This window comes from Streptomyces sp. NPDC027962 (assembly GCF_055566095.1).
This window is the reverse complement of the sequence record NZ_JBVHTA010000006.1, coordinates 39,439-55,460: the sequence shown is the minus strand read 5'-3', so window position 1 is coordinate 55,460 and position 16,022 is coordinate 39,439. Positions and strand designations below refer to the sequence as shown.

Annotated in this window: 13 protein-coding genes; 9 read left to right on the top strand and 4 right to left on the bottom strand. The window is 69.9% G+C overall.

The window, feature by feature from the left end:
* The first annotated feature begins 37 nt into the window (after positions 1-37).
* Genes ACZ4SA_RS07680 through ACZ4SA_RS07645 form a run of 8 tightly spaced genes read left to right on the top strand, consistent with a single transcriptional unit; the run spans position 38 to position 8,685 of the window.
* The gene (locus tag ACZ4SA_RS07680; protein WP_468270922.1) at positions 38-1,171 is read left to right on the top strand and encodes an LLM class flavin-dependent oxidoreductase; all 1,134 of its coding nucleotides are present in this window, start codon (positions 38-40) and stop codon (positions 1,169-1,171) included.
* Entirely contained in the window at positions 1,168-2,409 is a 1,242-nt protein-coding gene (locus tag ACZ4SA_RS07675; RefSeq protein ID WP_468270920.1) for an MFS transporter, read from the top strand. Before ACZ4SA_RS07680 ends, ACZ4SA_RS07675 begins: the two co-directional genes overlap by 4 nt.
* Positions 2,406-2,894 (top strand): cobalamin B12-binding domain-containing protein, encoded by a 489-nt coding sequence (locus ACZ4SA_RS07670; protein ID WP_468270918.1) that lies wholly within the window; start codon positions 2,406-2,408, stop codon positions 2,892-2,894. The genes ACZ4SA_RS07675 and ACZ4SA_RS07670 overlap by 4 nt, the downstream gene beginning before the upstream one ends.
* Complete coding sequence (locus ACZ4SA_RS07665) at positions 2,895-4,133, top strand: ATP-grasp domain-containing protein (RefSeq protein WP_468270916.1); 1,239 nt, start codon at positions 2,895-2,897, stop codon at positions 4,131-4,133. It begins immediately after the preceding gene.
* Positions 4,130-5,632, top strand: a complete 1,503-nt coding sequence (locus ACZ4SA_RS07660; RefSeq protein WP_468270914.1) for a PqqD family protein — start codon at positions 4,130-4,132, stop codon at positions 5,630-5,632. The genes ACZ4SA_RS07665 and ACZ4SA_RS07660 overlap by 4 nt, the downstream gene beginning before the upstream one ends.
* Position 5,633: 1 nt before the next feature.
* Positions 5,634-6,902 (top strand): methylaspartate mutase, encoded by a 1,269-nt coding sequence (locus ACZ4SA_RS07655; protein WP_468270912.1) that lies wholly within the window; start codon positions 5,634-5,636, stop codon positions 6,900-6,902.
* Positions 6,899-8,152, top strand: coding sequence for an ATP-grasp domain-containing protein (locus ACZ4SA_RS07650; protein ID WP_468270910.1), 1,254 nt, complete (start codon positions 6,899-6,901; stop codon positions 8,150-8,152). Before ACZ4SA_RS07655 ends, ACZ4SA_RS07650 begins: the two co-directional genes overlap by 4 nt.
* A gap of 29 nt (positions 8,153-8,181) precedes the next feature.
* Positions 8,182-8,685 (top strand): flavin reductase family protein, encoded by a 504-nt coding sequence (locus ACZ4SA_RS07645; protein ID WP_468270908.1) that lies wholly within the window; start codon positions 8,182-8,184, stop codon positions 8,683-8,685.
* A gap of 371 nt (positions 8,686-9,056) precedes the next feature.
* Here ACZ4SA_RS07645 and ACZ4SA_RS07640 read toward each other — a convergent pair whose 3' ends face one another.
* Positions 9,057-9,470, bottom strand: a complete 414-nt coding sequence (locus ACZ4SA_RS07640; RefSeq protein ID WP_468270906.1) for a VOC family protein — start codon at positions 9,468-9,470, stop codon at positions 9,057-9,059.
* 543 nt (positions 9,471-10,013) lie between these two features.
* Between ACZ4SA_RS07640 and ACZ4SA_RS07635 the strand changes: the two genes are divergently transcribed.
* Positions 10,014-11,996, top strand: coding sequence for an RICIN domain-containing protein (locus tag ACZ4SA_RS07635; protein ID WP_468270904.1), 1,983 nt, complete (start codon positions 10,014-10,016; stop codon positions 11,994-11,996).
* A gap of 12 nt (positions 11,997-12,008) precedes the next feature.
* Here the strand turns inward: ACZ4SA_RS07635 and ACZ4SA_RS07630 are convergent, their stop codons facing one another.
* The 3 genes from ACZ4SA_RS07630 to ACZ4SA_RS07620 all read right to left on the bottom strand — a co-directional run bounded on the left by ACZ4SA_RS07630 (position 12,009) and on the right by ACZ4SA_RS07620 (position 15,910).
* A complete protein-coding gene (locus ACZ4SA_RS07630; RefSeq protein ID WP_468271228.1) occupies positions 12,009-12,797 on the bottom strand; it encodes a VOC family protein in 789 nt (262 codons plus the stop codon).
* A gap of 334 nt (positions 12,798-13,131) precedes the next feature.
* Positions 13,132-14,472 carry a carboxyl transferase domain-containing protein gene (locus tag ACZ4SA_RS07625; protein ID WP_468270902.1) on the bottom strand — a complete coding sequence of 447 codons (1,341 nt, stop codon included), beginning with the start codon at positions 14,470-14,472 and terminating at the stop codon, positions 13,132-13,134.
* Positions 14,465-15,910, bottom strand: coding sequence for an acyl-CoA synthetase (locus tag ACZ4SA_RS07620; protein ID WP_468270900.1), 1,446 nt, complete (start codon positions 15,908-15,910; stop codon positions 14,465-14,467). Before ACZ4SA_RS07620 ends, ACZ4SA_RS07625 begins: the two co-directional genes overlap by 8 nt.
* Positions 15,911-16,022 lie beyond the last annotated feature (112 nt).

The following is a 16,022-nucleotide window of genomic DNA, read 5'->3' as shown; positions in this document are numbered from 1 at the left end:
GTACTCCTGAAGTAGCCGTCCCTGGTTTCCCCGGACGGTGATTCGTTATGCATTAGAAGGTGTTTGGATGATCTCCGGCGACCAGTCTTCCCTGCAAGGAGTGGGTGTGGACGAGTTGAAGGTGCACTGGTGCTCGCCCCTGGACAGCGGGCAGCAGAAGGCCAGTGAGAAATATCAGGCAGGTGCGCTCGACTTCGACGGAATCGTCGACTTCGCGCGCGAGGCCGACTCGCTCGGTGTCGATTCCCTCCTCATGGGAATCAGCTACCACATGCCTGACCCGCTGCCCATGATCGGGGCATTGGTGCGCGAGACCGAGCGAGTCAAGTTCATTCTCGCCTACCGCCCAGGTCTGCTTTCTCCGACCCTTTTCACTCAGGTCGTCAACACGGTTTCCTGGATGTCCGACGGGCGTATTTCGCTGAACCTGGTGGCCGGAATTTCTCCGGTCGAGCAGGCTTTCTACGGGGATTTCCTCGCCCACGACGACAGATATGCCAGGTCGAATGAATTCCTGGACATCTGCCACCGTTTCTGGCGAGGTGAGACGCCGCTCACCTACAAGGGCGATCACTACCGGATCGAAGAGGCGCAGCTCAGTCTCGGGTACAAGAACGGTGGCCGGCCGGCCATCTACATCAGCGGTGCCTCGGGAGTGGCGCAGCAGACCGCCGTCGACTACGCCGACTGCTGGCTCCGTTACGGCGACACCCCCGAGGGCATCGCCAAGGTGACCGAGCCGCTGCTCTCCAAGGGCTGTCGCGTCGGAATCCGCATGCACGTCCTCGCCCGGGAGACCCGCGCCGAAGCGCTGGCAGCTCTCGAGGAGATGATGCGGAATCCGGACGAAGAGCACCGCAAGTGGGTCAGTGACTTCGTCTCCAAGTCCGACTCCGAGGCCGTCAAGACCTCGTTCCGGCTGGCCGACCAGGCCGGCGGGGACTGGCTGTCACCGATGCTCTGGTCCGGAGCCGTCGCCTACCGGGGCGGTCCGGCACTGTGTGTCGTGGGCAGCCATGAAGAGGTCGCCTCGTACCTCTTCCAGTACAAGGCCGCCGGCGTCAGCGAGTTCATCTTCTCGGGCTGGCCGACCCGTGACGAGATGCGGATCTTCTACACCAAGGTGCTGCCGCTGATCCGCGAGCACGAGCGAAACGACGCATCGGCGTGAGCCAGGCGCCCCGGCTGCACCACGGCCTGTTCGCCGGCGGGGTCCTGCTCGGCCTGATGGCCGAGCAGGTCGTGATGTTCGCGGTTCCCCTGCTCATATTCCAGGACACGGAAGAGGTCTCCGCCCTCGGCTTCGCGTTCGCGCTCGAATGGCTGCCGGGTCTCATCGCCTACCCGTTCGCCGGTCTGATCGCCGACCGGGACGGAGGGGCCCGTCTGTTCTCGCTGGTCTCCGGGGCGCGCGCGACGGTACTCGGCTTGGTCGCCCTCGTGTGCCTGACACAGCCGGGCTGGACCACTGCCGCCCTGATGACGAGCGGTGCAGTGCTTTCGGTACTGATGGCGCCCACCCGGATGTCCGTCGAGAAGATGGTCCCCCAGCTGGCCGAAGGCGAGAAGCTCGCCCGGACCCAGGCGCTGGTGCAGAACATGGAGTTGCTGGCCATGGCGCTGGGGCCCGCGCTCGCGATGCTCGCGGCCGCCCTGCTGGGCAAGGTCTGGCTGCTGGTCGTGGCCGCAGCCGTGTTCGCCGTTGCCGCCGCCTGCTGGCTGCCGCTGCCCCGGGGCGAGCGTCAGCCCTCACCGGGCAGTGCTCGGGAGACCCTGGGGGAGCTGGCCCTGGGCTGGAAGCTCCTGGTCGGCAACCGTCCGGTGCTGCTCCTCGCGTTCCTCAACTTCGGCATCAACCTGGCCTTCGCCACCGTGCTCAGCGCCAACGCGGCCCTGGTCACAGGGGTCTTCAAAGCGCCGGAATCGTCCTTCGCACTCCTCAACACGTGCGTCGGTGTGATCGGCCTGCTCAACCTGCTGGTCATCCCGCTCCTCCTGAAGCGCTTCGACGTGGAGGTCCTCGGGGTCGTCGGCTTCGTGACGCTCTGCGGCGCACTGCTGCTGGTCGGGGTCGCGGCCTCGTTCCCGCTCTACGCCGTGCTGTTCGTGGCGGCGCTGACCGGGACCGCGTACTTCAACGTCTTCAACCGCACCCAGCGCGTGAAGGTCATCCCGAAGGAACACCTCGGCAAGGTGATGGGGCCCTTCTACCTGCTCAACCTGCTGTCCTATCCCATCGGTGGGCTGCTGGTCGGCAGCCTGGGCGGCGGCTTCGGCCCGCAGCGGCTCGTCTCCGTACTCGCCGTGCTGCTGAGTGCCTTCGGCGCCGTCCTCCTGCCCCTGACCATGCGCAGCTTCCGTCGGTCACTGGCCGCCCCGCCAGGAGATCCCGTAGGAGTCCAAGCGTGAGCACACCCTTCCGGTGCATCGTGAGCACCGTCGAGTCCGATTCCCACATCTGGAATCTCGTCTACCTGCAGAAGGTCCTGGAGGAGCAGGGCGCCACCGTGCTCAACCTCGGCAGCTGCACGCCGGTCGCAGAGGTACTGAGCGGCATCGCCTCCTTCCACCCGGACCTGCTTGTGGTCTCCAGCGTCAACGGTCACGGGCACCACGGCGCACGCGTCCTTCTGACGGAGATGCAGCGCCAGGGCCTGGAGGTCCCCAGCGTGGTGGGCGGGAAGCTCACCACGGCCGAGTCGGACAACGACCGGGTACGCCGCGACCTCCTGTCACTCGGTTACACCGAGGTGTTCACCGGCGACGACTCCATCGACCGGTTCCGGGAATTCCTCCGGTTCGGCCGGCGAGCCGGTTTCTCCGCCTGGCAGCCGCAGGCGGCAATCGTCCCCCCGTGGGACAGCACAGAACTCGTGAAGACAGGGATGCACTGAATGCACATCGTCATCGTCAACCGCTGGCCCCGATTCTCCGACGGCGTGCGCTGGGACAACGAGCTCACGCGCTACGAGGAGTTCATCGACCACAGCCGGCACCAGGTCAGCTACGTCGTCGACGGCCCGGGCGCCGACGGCGTCCTCGCCGATCCGTCGGAGATCGCCGCCGTGATCCGCGTCGAGGACGTCAACGACGTCGACGCGCTGCGCGGCGCGGTCGCCGAGATCACCGCACAGGTCGGGCCCGTCGACCAGCTGATCGCCCTGTCCGAATTCACCCTGGAGATCGCCGCGCGGGTGCGACAGGACCTCGGCATCCCCGGCCCCACCCCCTCCGAGGTGGCGGTGTACCGGGACAAGGTGCGTATGAAGGAGATCCTCGCGGACAAGGGCGTCAGGGTCCCGCGCTTCCACAACTGCGAGGGCGCTGAGCAGGCAACCGAGTTCGCCCGGGAAGCCGGATTCCCGGTGATCCTGAAGCCGGTCGACGGCGCGGCGAGCATCGGAGTGCACCGGGTCGACGACGAGCGGTCCCTCGCCGCACTGCTGCCGACCCTCGATCTCTCCCGCTACGAGATCGAGGAGTTCGTCACCGGCGTCATCTTCCACATCGACGGCTACGTGGACGGGGAATCCGAGATCGGGTTCCAGGTGGTCTCGCGTTATGTGAACGACTGCCTCGGGTTCGGTTCGGGTCTCCCGCTCGGATCCGTGGTCATCCAGCGCAGTGAGCTGCGCGACCGCATCGAGGCGTTCTCCCAGGAGTGCGTCGCTGCCCTCGGCATGCGCACCACCCCGTTCCATCTCGAGGTCTTCGTGACGCCGCAGGGCGAACTGGTGTTCCTCGAGATCGGCGGCCGGGTCGGCGGCAGCGAGGTGCCCCACCTGCTGAACAAGATGTTCGGTGTCAACCTGTTCGAGATCTGGCTGCGCTCCCTGACCGGGCAGGACGTGGAGATCCCGGCGAAGGCGGAAGACCCCTCCGGCGGCTGGCTGGTCGTGCCGAAGCCCGCCGACCTGCCGGCACGAGTGGTCAAGGCCACCCCGATGGGGGACCGCATGCCCACCGTCTGGCGCGAACTGCTGCCCGCCGAAGGCGAGGTACTGCAGCCCGGCGGCTCGTACGACGCCCTGCACAGCGGCCGCTTCATCCTCCTCCACGACGACCAGGACCGGGTCGAGGCGGACATCCGTCACATCATCGAGAACTTCGAATTCGAGGCCAGCACGCTATGAACCACGCCACGGGGAACGCCACCTCTGCGAGCGATACCGCTCTCCACGCCCAGCTCACCGGCTTTCTGAGCGAAGTCGAGCTCGACGGGATCAAGGCCACGGGGGAGCGGCTGCTCGATGCCGCCGGCGGCATCGAGAAACTGCCCGACTACAAGGTCATGGTGGCCTACGGGGGCGGCAAGGACAGCACGTACGTCGTCGCCTTCGTACGCGCCGTCCAGCTGCACCTGGCACTGAACTACGAGCGAACCTTCACCATGCGCGTCGCCAACATGCGGCACGCGGGTGTCCCGCTCGCGGTCATGGAGAACATCGACCGGGTCTACCGGGCCCTCGGGCTCCTCGACGACGAGCGGGCCGAGCTGTTGACCATCGACCACACGCTGGTGCGGCCGTTCCGCGTCGACCTGCCGCTCCCCGACCGGCTGGTCGCCATCAACCGCGTCGACGTGCTGATGAACGGTCACCGTGCCGCCGGCGACGGTCGGCCCACCTTCTGCAACAGCTGCAATCTCGCCGTCGCAGACTTCTACGGCCGCGCGGCCTGGTTCGACGGCGGCGTCGACGCCGTCATGACCGGCGACTCCCGGCGCGAGCAGCTCCTCTACTCGGCCTGGATCATGCGCCTCGCCAAGGCCTGCGGCGTGGACCTCGCGGAATGCCGCAGCATGGGCTTCCAGGGCATCCTCACCGCGCTGCGCGGCATCGGGGACACCTACTTCCGAGAGCTGTTCGGCGACGACAGCGACGCCGAACTCGCCGACCGCCAGGTCTCCACCGGCGACCGCTCGCTCCAGCCCGAGTTCATCTCCATCTATGACCTGGTCAGTTACCGGGTGCACGACCACTGGGACCTGATCGTCGACTTCCTGGGGTTCCAGTTCGACGACCTGGCCTTCAGCTTCAGCGAGTCCGACTGCGCCAACCCCACCCTGATGGCGCACCTGCGCGGACTGCGTACCCAGTACGTCCACGGCCGCACGTACGACGACGGCATATCCGAGTACCTCGAGCTCGCCGAAGAGCTGATGCGCAAGAAGGAAATGCCGCAGAACCTCATCGAGCTGGCGCTGAGCCGCTACGACTCGCCGGAGAAGATGGCGTACCGCCGCAAGCTCTCCGCCGACTTCGCCCACGACGCCTTCGGCCTGTCCGAGGACGCCCTCGTCGCAATGGTGCACTCGCCCTTCACCGACCGCGGCGAGCGGCTCCAGGCCTTCCTGGACCGCTGCCACCCCACGATGTCCACCGAATCGGGCCGGCTGCACGCCGTGCTCCGCGCCGAGACCGAAGACACCGATGCGGTGACCTGGCTGGAGGAGGTCTCCGGACTCACCATCGGCCACCTGCGTACGCTCTACGGCAGCTTCCTGGTGAACTTCGGAAACCCCGAGACGATCATCTCGCGGGTCCGTGCGGGCGACCCGCACAAGCACTCGGTGGCCACCGTCGACCCGAGCACCGGCGCTCCGGTCCTCGAGCTCATCTCAGGACGGTGACGTGACCGGTTACTTCGACCGGTTCGTGGCCGAGAGCCGCTCCCAGGGCACCCTGGTCGTCCAGCCGCGCATGGGATTCGGCAAGGTGAGCTCGATGGCAGCGGGCCTCCAGGAAGTCGCGTCGCTCGACTTCCCGGTGGTCGGCACCCTGACCATCGACAGCTATACCCGGGTCGGTGACCATGTCACTCCGCTGGAGAGGCTCGCCGCGGGCGAGGAGCTGAACGGATACCCGATCGTCTCCCATCCGACGGTGACCACCCGGGAGATGCTCGACGGCCTGTACGGCCCGGCGTTCCCGGTTCAGGTGCGGCACGGCACGGCCCGGCCGATCCACGTCTTCCGCAGACTGGTGGAGGCAGGGCTGGACGCGACGGAAGGCGGTCCCGTCTCCTACTGCCTCCCCTACAGTCGGCTTCCCCTGGCCGACGCGGTACGGGCCTGGTCCGAGAGCTGCCGCCTGCTGGCGGGCGAGACGGAGCACGGGCACATCGAGAGCTTCGGCGGCTGCCTGCTCGGTCAGCTGTGCCCGCCCTCGCTGCTGGTGGCGATGACCGTCCTGGAAGGGTACTTCTTCCGGTCGCACGGCCTGCGTCACATGTCGCTGAGCTACGCGCAGGGCACCCATCCCGCACAGGACCGGGGCGCGCTGCGGGCGTTGAGGGAGCTCGCGGGGGCCTATCTGGGCGACGTCACCTGGCACGTGGTGCTGTATACGTACATGGGGCTCTTCCCCCGGACCGAGAGCGGCGCCACCGCCCTGATCCAGGAGAGCGCCCGGCTGGCCCGGGACTCCGGATCCGAGCGGCTGATCGTGAAGACGGTGTCCGAGGCCTGGCAGATCCCCAGCGTCGCCGAGAACGTCTCCGCGCTGCGGCTGGCCTCGGCCGCCGCGGCCGGACCCGCCGAGCAGCCCACGGCCCTGGAGGCCGAGTTCTACGAGGAGACCCTCGGCGAGGCGCGGGCGATCATCGAGGCGGTGCTCAACCTCGACGAGAACATCGGCTCCGCCCTGGTCGAGGCCTTCCGGCTGGGAGTGCTCGACATCCCTTACTGCCTGCACCCCGACAACCTGGCCGTCGCGACCTGCGTGATCGACGACCGGGGCGCACTGACCTGGGGCAGCACCGGCAAGCTGCCACTCCGCGGCACGGCCCGGCAGTCGGGTTCCGACCGGCTGGCCTCCGATCAGCTGTACGGCATGCTCAACCACGTCGTGCGGTGTTACGACAGCAACGAGTACAAGTGGGGATTGGTTCAACCGTCATGACTGACCGGAACGACCGAACGGACCGGCCCACCCTGGTTCTGGTGGACGCGTTCTCCACGGGCGCCATGCTGGCGCGCGAAGCGGCCGGCAGCCACCGCGTCCTGCACGTGCGGTCCCGCGCATCGGCCTCCGCCACCTTCATCGCGAGCCTGCCGCGCGACCTCTTCACCGAGGACCTCGGCTACCCCGGCAGGGAGGCCGAGGTGCTGGCCCGGCTTGCCGAGCACCAGCCCGTGGGCGTCATCCCCGCGAGCGAGTTCGGGGTCGAAGTCGCCGACGAGCTCGCCCGCGCGCTGGGGCTGCGCGGCAACGACCCGGCGCTGTCGTCGGCGCGCCGCGACAAATTCCTCATGATGGAGGCGCTGGCCGGAGCCGGGGTGCGCACGTCCCGGCAGTGCCGCTCAGGCGACCTCGGCGAACTCCTCGCCTGGTGGCGCACGGCAGGGGTCACCCGCGTCGTGGTGAAGCCGCTCGACAGCGCCGGCTCGGACGACGTCTACACCTGCGAGACCGAGGAAGAAGTCGTCGCGGCCTTCGAGGCCATCATGGGCAAGACGAACCTCATGCTCAGGGTGAACGAGGTGGTACTCATCCAGGAGTACCTGACCGGCGACGAATACATCGTCAACACCGTCAGCCGGGACGGCACGCACTGGTTCACCGACGCCTGGATCAGCCGGAAGGAGGTTCGGCAGGGCAGTCGCAAGATCTACGACGCCGAGGACCTGATCGCCCCGGAGGACCCGGTGCTCGACGTGATCCTGCCGTACGTCTCCGACGCGCTCGACGCGCTCGGCATCACCGACGGCCCCGGCCACAGCGAGCTCATCCTGACCGAGGGCGGACCCGTGCTGCTCGAGACCGGGGCACGGATCTCCGGTCTCGCCAACCCCGCGGCGCTCAACCGCTGCACCGGTGCCAACCAGGTCAGCCTCGCACTCGACTGCTACGCGGGTGACGGCGTACGGCTGGCAGGCCGTCCGGCGCGCTACGAGCTCCTGGAGTCGGGGCGCTGCGTCAACCTGATCGCACGGCGGGCGGTGCCGCTGCCCATCGAGACCATCCGCTCGCAACTGGAGCGGTTCCCGGCCTTCGAGAGCGTACGGTTCCGGCTTGCCGACGCCGCGATCACCCGCCCGACGGTCGACCTCAACTCCTCGCCGGGGGCGGTCTTCTTCGTCCACAGGGACACTGCGGAGATCGACAGGGCCCACAAGTTCCTGCGCGAACTCGAGTACGAGCTGCTCTGACGACCCCGAGAGATACTGGTGACATTCACATGCCCATAGGCACTGAGCAGTTCCGCGCGATCTTCGGATCCTTCCCGACCGCGGTCACGGTCATCACGGCGCTGGACGAGGGGCACGAACCCCGAGGGTTCACCTGCAACGCCGTCTGCTCCGTGTCCGTCGCGCCGCCGACGCTCCTCATCGGCGTCGGCAAGCAGTCCCAGACGCTGCCGGCCCTCATGTCGGCCGGCGCCTTCGTCGTCAACTTCCTTGCGTCGTCCGGCGAAGAGGCCTCCCGGGTTTTCGCGGGAAAGGGGCAGGACAAGTTCGCCGGTCTGGAATGGGAGCCGTCCGTCCACGCAGGCGGCGCACCGATCCTCACCGACATCGTGCACGCGTACGCCGAGTGCAGGACCGTGCAGACCGTGGACGCGGGCGACCACTGGCTCCTCATCGCCGAAATCCGTGGCGGTGAGAAGTACGCCCGTGAGCCGCTCCTGTACTGCCAGGGGAACTACAGCCACTGGCCCGTACTCGCGACGGCCGAGCACTGACACGGTGGTCCACGCACGCCCGGCGCGGACCTCTGGGACTCCAGCAGGACTTTAGTGTCTGACCTGCGGGTTTCGCTGGGAGGCTGGAGTGCGGCGGGCTGTGGAGTGGTCGGGGGCGGTCTCAGGGAGGCCGCCCCTCGATCCTGCGACAACGTCGCAGGAACTCCTGGCACCCGAACCGGCGACGGCCAGGCCATCCTCATCGAACCCGCCGCCGGCGAACGTGGGTGGGCCGTCCGTACCGCAGGCCGTGTGACCGCCGGCAGCCCGTCGACTTCGACGGGCCGACCCAGGGCTCGGCGAGCGCGGCGAACCACGCGGGGCGTCCCGCCGGTGCGGCGGGACGCCCCGGACTACCTGCGCGGCGGCCGTCAGCCCTTGTTCTCGACGATGTTGACCATCCAGGTGACACCGAACCGGTCCTCGCACATGCCGAAGGTGTCTCCCCACATCTGCTTCTCCAGCGGGACGTGCACCGTGCCGTCGGTCGAGAGTTTGTCCCAGTAGCCACGCAGTTCGGCGTCGTCGTCGCCGCTCAGGCTCACGGAGAAGTTGTTGCCCGGCTTGTGTTCCATGCCGGGAGGGGTGTCGGCGCCCATCAGCGTGAATCCGCGGTCGGTCTCGAGCATGGCGTGCATGATCTTGTCTTCGTGCCCGGGCTGGGCGCCGCCGAATTCGCCGAAGGTGTGCAGTTTCAGGTTGCCGCCGAGGACGCTCTTGTAGAACTCCATGGCCTCCCGCGCGTTGCCGGCGAAGCTGATGTACGGGTTGAGACGAGATGGCACGGAATGCTCCTTTTATGGGCATGAGTCGGTTCTCGCAGGGTATCGGCCGCCCTCCCGCTTCCGGTCGCCCCACGCGGCCGACCGGCCGGCCGACCGCCCCAAGCGGCCGGCCGACCGGCCGTCGGCCCGGCTCCGGTCGACGGCCGACCGGCCCCGGCCTGCGGGGGATCGCGGCCGACCACTCCCGGCGGCCGTGGGGGACTCAATTGCCCCGGCCGTCAACCACCGCCGTCGCAATGCTTCTTCATTGTTGTACTTACTCGAGTTCCAGAAAGCGGTGTCCATGTCCCGGAACATGTCCTGACCGGCTCGTTGTGAATGGTCGCCGACCCGGAACTCTTGTTACTGACAGGGCAGTTGTGTAAGGGTGAGCCACCTCACTTCCGAACAGCACTGCTTTGCTCAACCGTTCGAATTGCTTGCCGGCGGCCAGCTCCAAAAGAGCGCGAAGCCGCCCACTCGAAGGTATGTACCAACCGGCGCACTCCTTTCGACCCACACACAGCAACCCCCCACCGCATTGCCATGGATGGAAAGACGTCAATGCAGCAACCCCGCACGCCCGGAACCACCCCTCCCGCGCAGCCCAGCCGTTCCCCAGGGGTCTCCGACGAGGAGCTTGCCGCCGCGCTGCATGCCGGTGGCGGGGTCCAGGAGGTTCATCCGGTGGCCACGCTGCTCGCCCGGCACTGGCAGTCCGTGTTCGACTATGCCTCGATTTGTGCTGTCTCGAACAAAACTGCCTCCATGCTCACCACGGCCGCTTTTACGCAGTTGCTGGAAAATCTGACCCGCAACGGATCGGTGAGTGCCGTACGGCCCCACCTTCTGGTGGCCGCCCGTCATATATCCAAGGCGTGGGCCGTCGACCAGCGTGTCGCCGCGGTGCTGACCGGACTCGTGAATCCAGAAGGTCCTCAGGAGAATAGGCAGTTGGTCTCCCGCGCATTCCATGCAATGCCGCTGACCGCGCAGGTGCTGCTCTGGCATGCCGAGGTCGAGGCGGAGGGCATATCCATACCGGCCGGTTTGCTGGGAATTGATCCTCGTGTCGCGTCCGGCCAACTCGCACAGGCACGCGAACAGTTCAGGCTGTCCTGTGTGCGGGTCCACCGCGAACACGCGCCGACCGGGGAATGCCGCCACTACAACCGCCTTCTGGACATCTCGCTGCGCCGCGGCGGTGCGCTGATCCCGGACATCCAGGTGCATCTGTCCGAGTGCTCCTACTGCCGGTTCGCCGCCGACCAGCTGCGGCAGTCCGGCGGTCGTCTGGGCATGCTGCTCGCGGAGGCGCTGCTCGGTGGCGCCGCCCAGGCGTACCTCGACTCGCGGCCGGGGCGGCGGCGCAAGGCCCGCAGCCAGGGCGGCGGAGGCGACGGGGCCGAGACGCAGCGCGGGACCGGCCGGCACTCGCGGGGCGGACGGCCCCGCACCCTGCGCAGCATCGCCCTGCGGGGCAAGCGCATGGCGGCGGTGGGGGTCGCGCCGGGGGCGCTGGCCGTCGGAGTGACCGCGGCCGTGACCGGACTGCTCGTCATCGCCCTCGTGTCGGCCCTCTGGGAAGGGGACGGACACCAGGCCGGTCCGTCCGTGCCCAGCGGCGCCGTCACCGGTACCGCCCCTCCCGCCTCCGGAGCGGGGACGCCGGTGCCGTCGGCCCCGGCGCCCGACCCGTCGACGACCGCGGCGAACCATCCGGCCGGGCCGCTCAACACCCGCCTGCGCAATGTCGAGGCGGGCCTGTGCCTCGACGTAGCCGACCGCGAGCCCAAAGCCGGATCCGAGGCGACGATGGCGTCCTGCTCGTCGGTGCCCACGCAGAAGTGGGTGTACGAGGTCGACGGTCTGCTCCGCAGCTCCGCCGCGCCCGCACTCTGTCTGAACTCCCGTGGGCTCGATGGCATCGTTGTCGTGGACACCTGCACACGCCGGACGGCCCCCGACGCCGTCGACGTCCGCTACGACCTGACCATCCAGGGCCAGGTCATCCCGCGCTGGAACGACCGGCTGGCGATGGTGCCGGCGTCCGGGGAAGCGGGGACCTCCGTGGTGGTCAAGGTCCGTGACGAATCGGCCGCCCAGGTCTGGCAGACCGACATCGCGCACACGGGGCCGCAGCAGCAGTCGGGCGCCGAGGGGACCGCGCCGTACGCGGAAGAGGTGAACGACCTGCCGCCCGCCGTGGGCCCTGACTGCGTCCCCGAGGTGTGCCCGCGCCCGGAAGCCGGGCACAGCGGTGGCGCGGCGTCGGACGTCCCGGGCAGCCACGCCCCGGACGCCGCGCAGCCCGGCCCGGGTGCCGGGGCAGGGCACGGCGCGGACGACGGCGGTCGGGACGGCGAGCCCGAAGGCGCGTCGGAGGGCAGCGTGCGGCGGGTCGACGACACTCCGCCCGACCAGGGGGAACGGCACAGCCCCCCGCCGGTGGTGGCGGCTGTGGTCGGGGACTCTGACCGGCGCGCACCCGGACACCACGGCACCGGAGCGCGCAGCGGTGAGGTGAACCCGCGGGCGGCCAGGTGAACTCCCGGGTGGTCAGGTGAACTGAGGCATCTCGCCGGCGGTCGTGGAGATGTCGATGACGGAGAACGCGGCGCCCTGCTGGTCCGCGACCGACGCGAACCGGCCGAAGGGGCTGTCCCTCGGCCCCCAGTGCAGTTGTCCGCCCAGCCCGGTGATCGTCGCCACGGCCGCGTCGCAGTCCTCCACGCCGAAGTACACGTTGACGTACGGATGGACCTCCGCCGGGAAGTCCTCGGTCATCTTCAGCCTGCCGACGACGGGTTCGCCGCCGACGTGCCACAGGCTGAAGTCGACCGACTCGTCCTGCATCCGCTTCGCCTCGTAGGGGAAGACGGCGGGGAAGAAGTGGTCGGCCTTCTCCACGTCCCTGGTGGTGACCTCCGCCCAGCAGTAGGCGCCGGGTTCGCCGGTCCGCTCGAAGCCCGTGTGGCTGCCCGGCTGCCACACGCTGAAGAACACGCCGCTGGGCTCCTCCGCCGTGACCATGGTGCCGAAATCGCCGACCGGCATCGGGTCCATCAGCAGGGCGCCGCCGTTGTCGCGGATCTTCTCGGCGGTGGCGGCGATGTCGGAGGAGGCGAAGTAGAGATTCCAGGCGGGCGGCCCGCCCGCGCCGGGCATCTGCGGGACGAGGGCGGCGACGGGCTTGTCGCCGGAGAGTGCCTGGGTGTAGCCGCCGAACTCGGGCGAGCCCTCGTCGAAGGTCCAGCCGAACAGTTCGCCGTAGAAGCGCTTCGCGCCCTCCATGTCGGGGAACGCCGCGTCCGCCCAGCAGGGCGTGCCTTCGGGGTGCGCTGCCATGGTGTCCAAACCTTCCTGCATGTCGGTTCTCTCCTTCGCACGCTATGGGGCCCGGTGCCCCGCCGCCCGTAGGACGCGCGGCCGTGCGGGCACCGGTATGAACGCGCGGCCGTGCGGACTCCCGCCCGGCCGCGCGCACGTGGCGGGTGACCGCCATGGCGCGTACCCGCCAGTGCCGTTCGGTTCGCAGGCAGCTTGATCGCGTCGAAACTCTTCGCAGCGTCCGGAGCCACCCCCGTCCACCGGACGTCCCGAGGAGAGGCATCCATGACCACCAGACCACCCGCGAGGCGCGGAGCCCGGCTGATGGCCGCCGGGCTGCCGCTCCGTGCCGCTATTCGACGCCCACGACGCCTCGTACGACACCCAGCTCCACCAGGTCCTGAGGCCGCAGCCGCAGCTGGTCCGCGGTGTGCGGCACCTGCTCCGGGGAGCGCTTGAGGATCGCCGCGGCGAGCTCGGGCGCGATGACGGAGAAGTAACTGCCCGGGGCGGCCCAGGTGTTGCCGGGCGCGGCGAGCGCCAGGGCGCCCCCGGAGCCGCCCTCGCCGATGAGCAGGCTCGTCAGCGGGGTACGGGCGGCGGCCACGGCCGTGAACATCTCGGCGATCGCCGCGCCCGCGCCGCAGCGCTCGGCCTCGGCGCCGTTGTCGGCGCCGGGCGTGTCGATGAGCGTCAGCACGGGGAGCCCCAGCCGGTCGGCGAGCCGTATGACGCGGGCGGCCGTGCGAAAACCGGCGGGCGTGGTCGCCGTCCCGCACTGGGCGGCGTACGCCACCGGCCGCCCGTCCCGCAGACCCACCCCGCACAGCATCCCCGGGTCGTCACCGCCGCACCTGTCCCCGCGCAGCAGCTCGCGGTGCGTGAAGTAGTCGTCGAGATACGCCTCGGCCCGCGGCCGCCCCGGCTCACGCGCCTGCCGCACGGCGTCCCAACCGCTGCGCGGCAGCTCCCCGCCCCCGCCGAGCGCCCGCGGCGGAGGGGCGGCTTCCGTGGCCGCCGCGCCGGGTGCGAGTGCCGAGGCCCAGAACGCCAGTGTCTCGCGCAACGCCTCCGGTCCTACGACCGCGTCGATCTGGCCCGACGCGAGCTGGCCCTCGGCCGAGTAGGCCGTCGGGTCCGCGTCCGCCGGGCGCACGCGGGAGCCCGCGAAGCCGACCTGGGCGCCGGGCAGCGCCAGGATGACGTCCGCGCCCGCCCCGAGGGTGGCCCAGCCGCCGCCCGTCGTCGGGTCGCGGAGCACGGCGATGTGGGGGAGGCGCGCCTCACGCAGCAGCGCCGACGCGCGGGCGACCCGTTGCAGCTGCGTCAGCGCCACCATCCCCTCCTGCATCCGGCTGCCGCCCGTCGCGATCAGCGAGACGAGCGGCAGCCGGCGCTCACGGGCCAGCGTGTACGCAGCCTCCAGCCGGTCCCCGGCCCGTCGGCTCAGCGAGCCGCCCAGGAAGCCGAACTCGAAGGAGATCAGCACGCATTCGGTGCGGCCGAGCAGGGCGGTGCCGTAGACGACGGACTCCGCGGAGCCCGTCCGCCGTGACGCGCGGGCCCGCTGTGCGCCGTAGCCCTCCCAGTCGAGCGGCCCGTCTCCGGTGATCGGAAGCTCGGCGAGCTCCTGCTCCGTGAACCCGTCGCAGACCACGGCGATCGCCTCGCGGGCGGACAGGCGCTCAGGCATGGAGCGCCCGCTTCATGATCTTGCCCATGTCGTTGCGCGGCAGGACGTCGAGGAACCGGACCGTCCGCGGCCGCTTGTGCGGGGCGAGCTGGGCGGCGACATGGTCCGCCAGCTCCTCCCCGGCCGGCGGGGACTGCGGGTCCGTGGCCACGATCCAGGCGACCACCCGCTCCCCGAGGTCGGCGTCGGGCTCGCCGGTCACCGCCGCCTCGCGCACGGCCGGATGGTCCAGCAGCACGTTCTCGATCTCACCCGCCCCGATCTTGTAGCCGCCGCTCTTGATCAGGTCGGTGGCCTTCCTGCCGACGATGCGCACATGACCGTCCGCCTCGCGCACGGCCATGTCGCCCGTGCGGAACCAGTTCCCGTCGAAGGCCGCGGCCGTCGCGTCGGGGCGGTTCAGGTACTCCGTGAACAGGTTGTCGCCACGCACCTGGATCTCGCCGATCGTCTCGCCGTCCCGGTCGGTGATCTCCGTTCCGTCCTCCTCGACGAGCCGCAGCCCCACCCCGCGCAGAGGCACTCCGACCGTGCCCGGCCGGGCCTCGCCGTCCACGCGGACGCTGGTGTTCATCAGTGTCTCCGTCATCCCGTACCGCTCGACGACCCGGCGGCCGGTCGCCGCGACGATCCGCTCGTGGTCGGGCAGCGGCAGGGCGGCGGAGCCCGACACCAGCAGTCGCGCTCCGGCCAGTGCCTTCGTCAACTCCGCGTCTGCGGGCAGAGCTTCGGCCAGCCGGTGGTACATCGTGGGCACGCCGAAGAGCATCGTGCCGCCGGAGCTCAGTTCCCTTGTCACGCCCTGCGGAGTGAAACGTCCCAGGTGCCGCACCTCGCCGCCGCGGCGCAGCGGGCCGAGGATCCCCAGGATGAGCCCGTGCACATGGAACAGCGGCAGGGCGTGCACCAGGACGTCGTCGGCGCTCCACTGCCAGGCGTCCTGCAGTGCGTCCAGCGTGGCGGCGATCGCGCGGCGCGGCAGCACCGCGCCCTTGGGCGGGCCCGTCGTGCCCGAGGTGTAGACGATCATCGCGGGGGAGCCGGCCCCCGCCTCCGGCGGCAGCGCGCCCGCCGGGCCCGCGACGTGGATGTCGACGCGCTCCAACGAGGCGAGCTGCGACGGCAGTTCGTCGTCCGGTCCGGCGAGCACCACGGTCGGCGCGCTGTCGGCGAGGATGTGCGCCAGCTCCCGCTCGCCGGTCTTCGGGTTGAGCGGCACGACCGGCACGCCGGCCAGCAGCGCCGCCACCGCGCCCACCGCCGTCTCGAGCGTCGGGGCGGCCCACAGGGCGACCCGCCCGGCCTCCGCGATCCGAGCCGCGAGGGCGCCGGCGGCACCGTTCAGCTGCCCGTACGTCAAGGAGCGTTCCCCGAACCGAAGGGCGATGCGGCCGGAGCCGGGGGCCGCGGCATCCAACGCCGGAAAGAGCGAACTCACGCCTGGTCCTCCTCGTGTCGCGTGCGGAGGCGTCATTGTCGCGCTCCCGCCTTCGGCGCACGCCGGCGATCCGCCGGAAGGCGTCGTCCGCCCGCCGCCCGGCCGTCGGCCA

Coding starts and splice junctions, on each gene's coding strand:
- ACZ4SA_RS07660 (WP_468270914.1), top strand. CDS start 4,130: ATGAACCACGCCACGGGGAACGCCACCTCTGCGAGCGATACCGCTCTC.
- ACZ4SA_RS07650 (WP_468270910.1), top strand. CDS start 6,899: ATGACTGACCGGAACGACCGAACGGACCGGCCCACCCTGGTTCTGGTG.
- ACZ4SA_RS07625 (WP_468270902.1), bottom strand. CDS start 14,472: ATGCCTGAGCGCCTGTCCGCCCGCGAGGCGATCGCCGTGGTCTGCGAC.
- ACZ4SA_RS07665 (WP_468270916.1), top strand. CDS start 2,895: ATGCACATCGTCATCGTCAACCGCTGGCCCCGATTCTCCGACGGCGTG.
- ACZ4SA_RS07645 (WP_468270908.1), top strand. CDS start 8,182: ATGCCCATAGGCACTGAGCAGTTCCGCGCGATCTTCGGATCCTTCCCG.
- ACZ4SA_RS07630 (WP_468271228.1), bottom strand. CDS start 12,797: ATGGCAGCGCACCCCGAAGGCACGCCCTGCTGGGCGGACGCGGCGTTC.
- ACZ4SA_RS07635 (WP_468270904.1), top strand. CDS start 10,014: ATGCAGCAACCCCGCACGCCCGGAACCACCCCTCCCGCGCAGCCCAGC.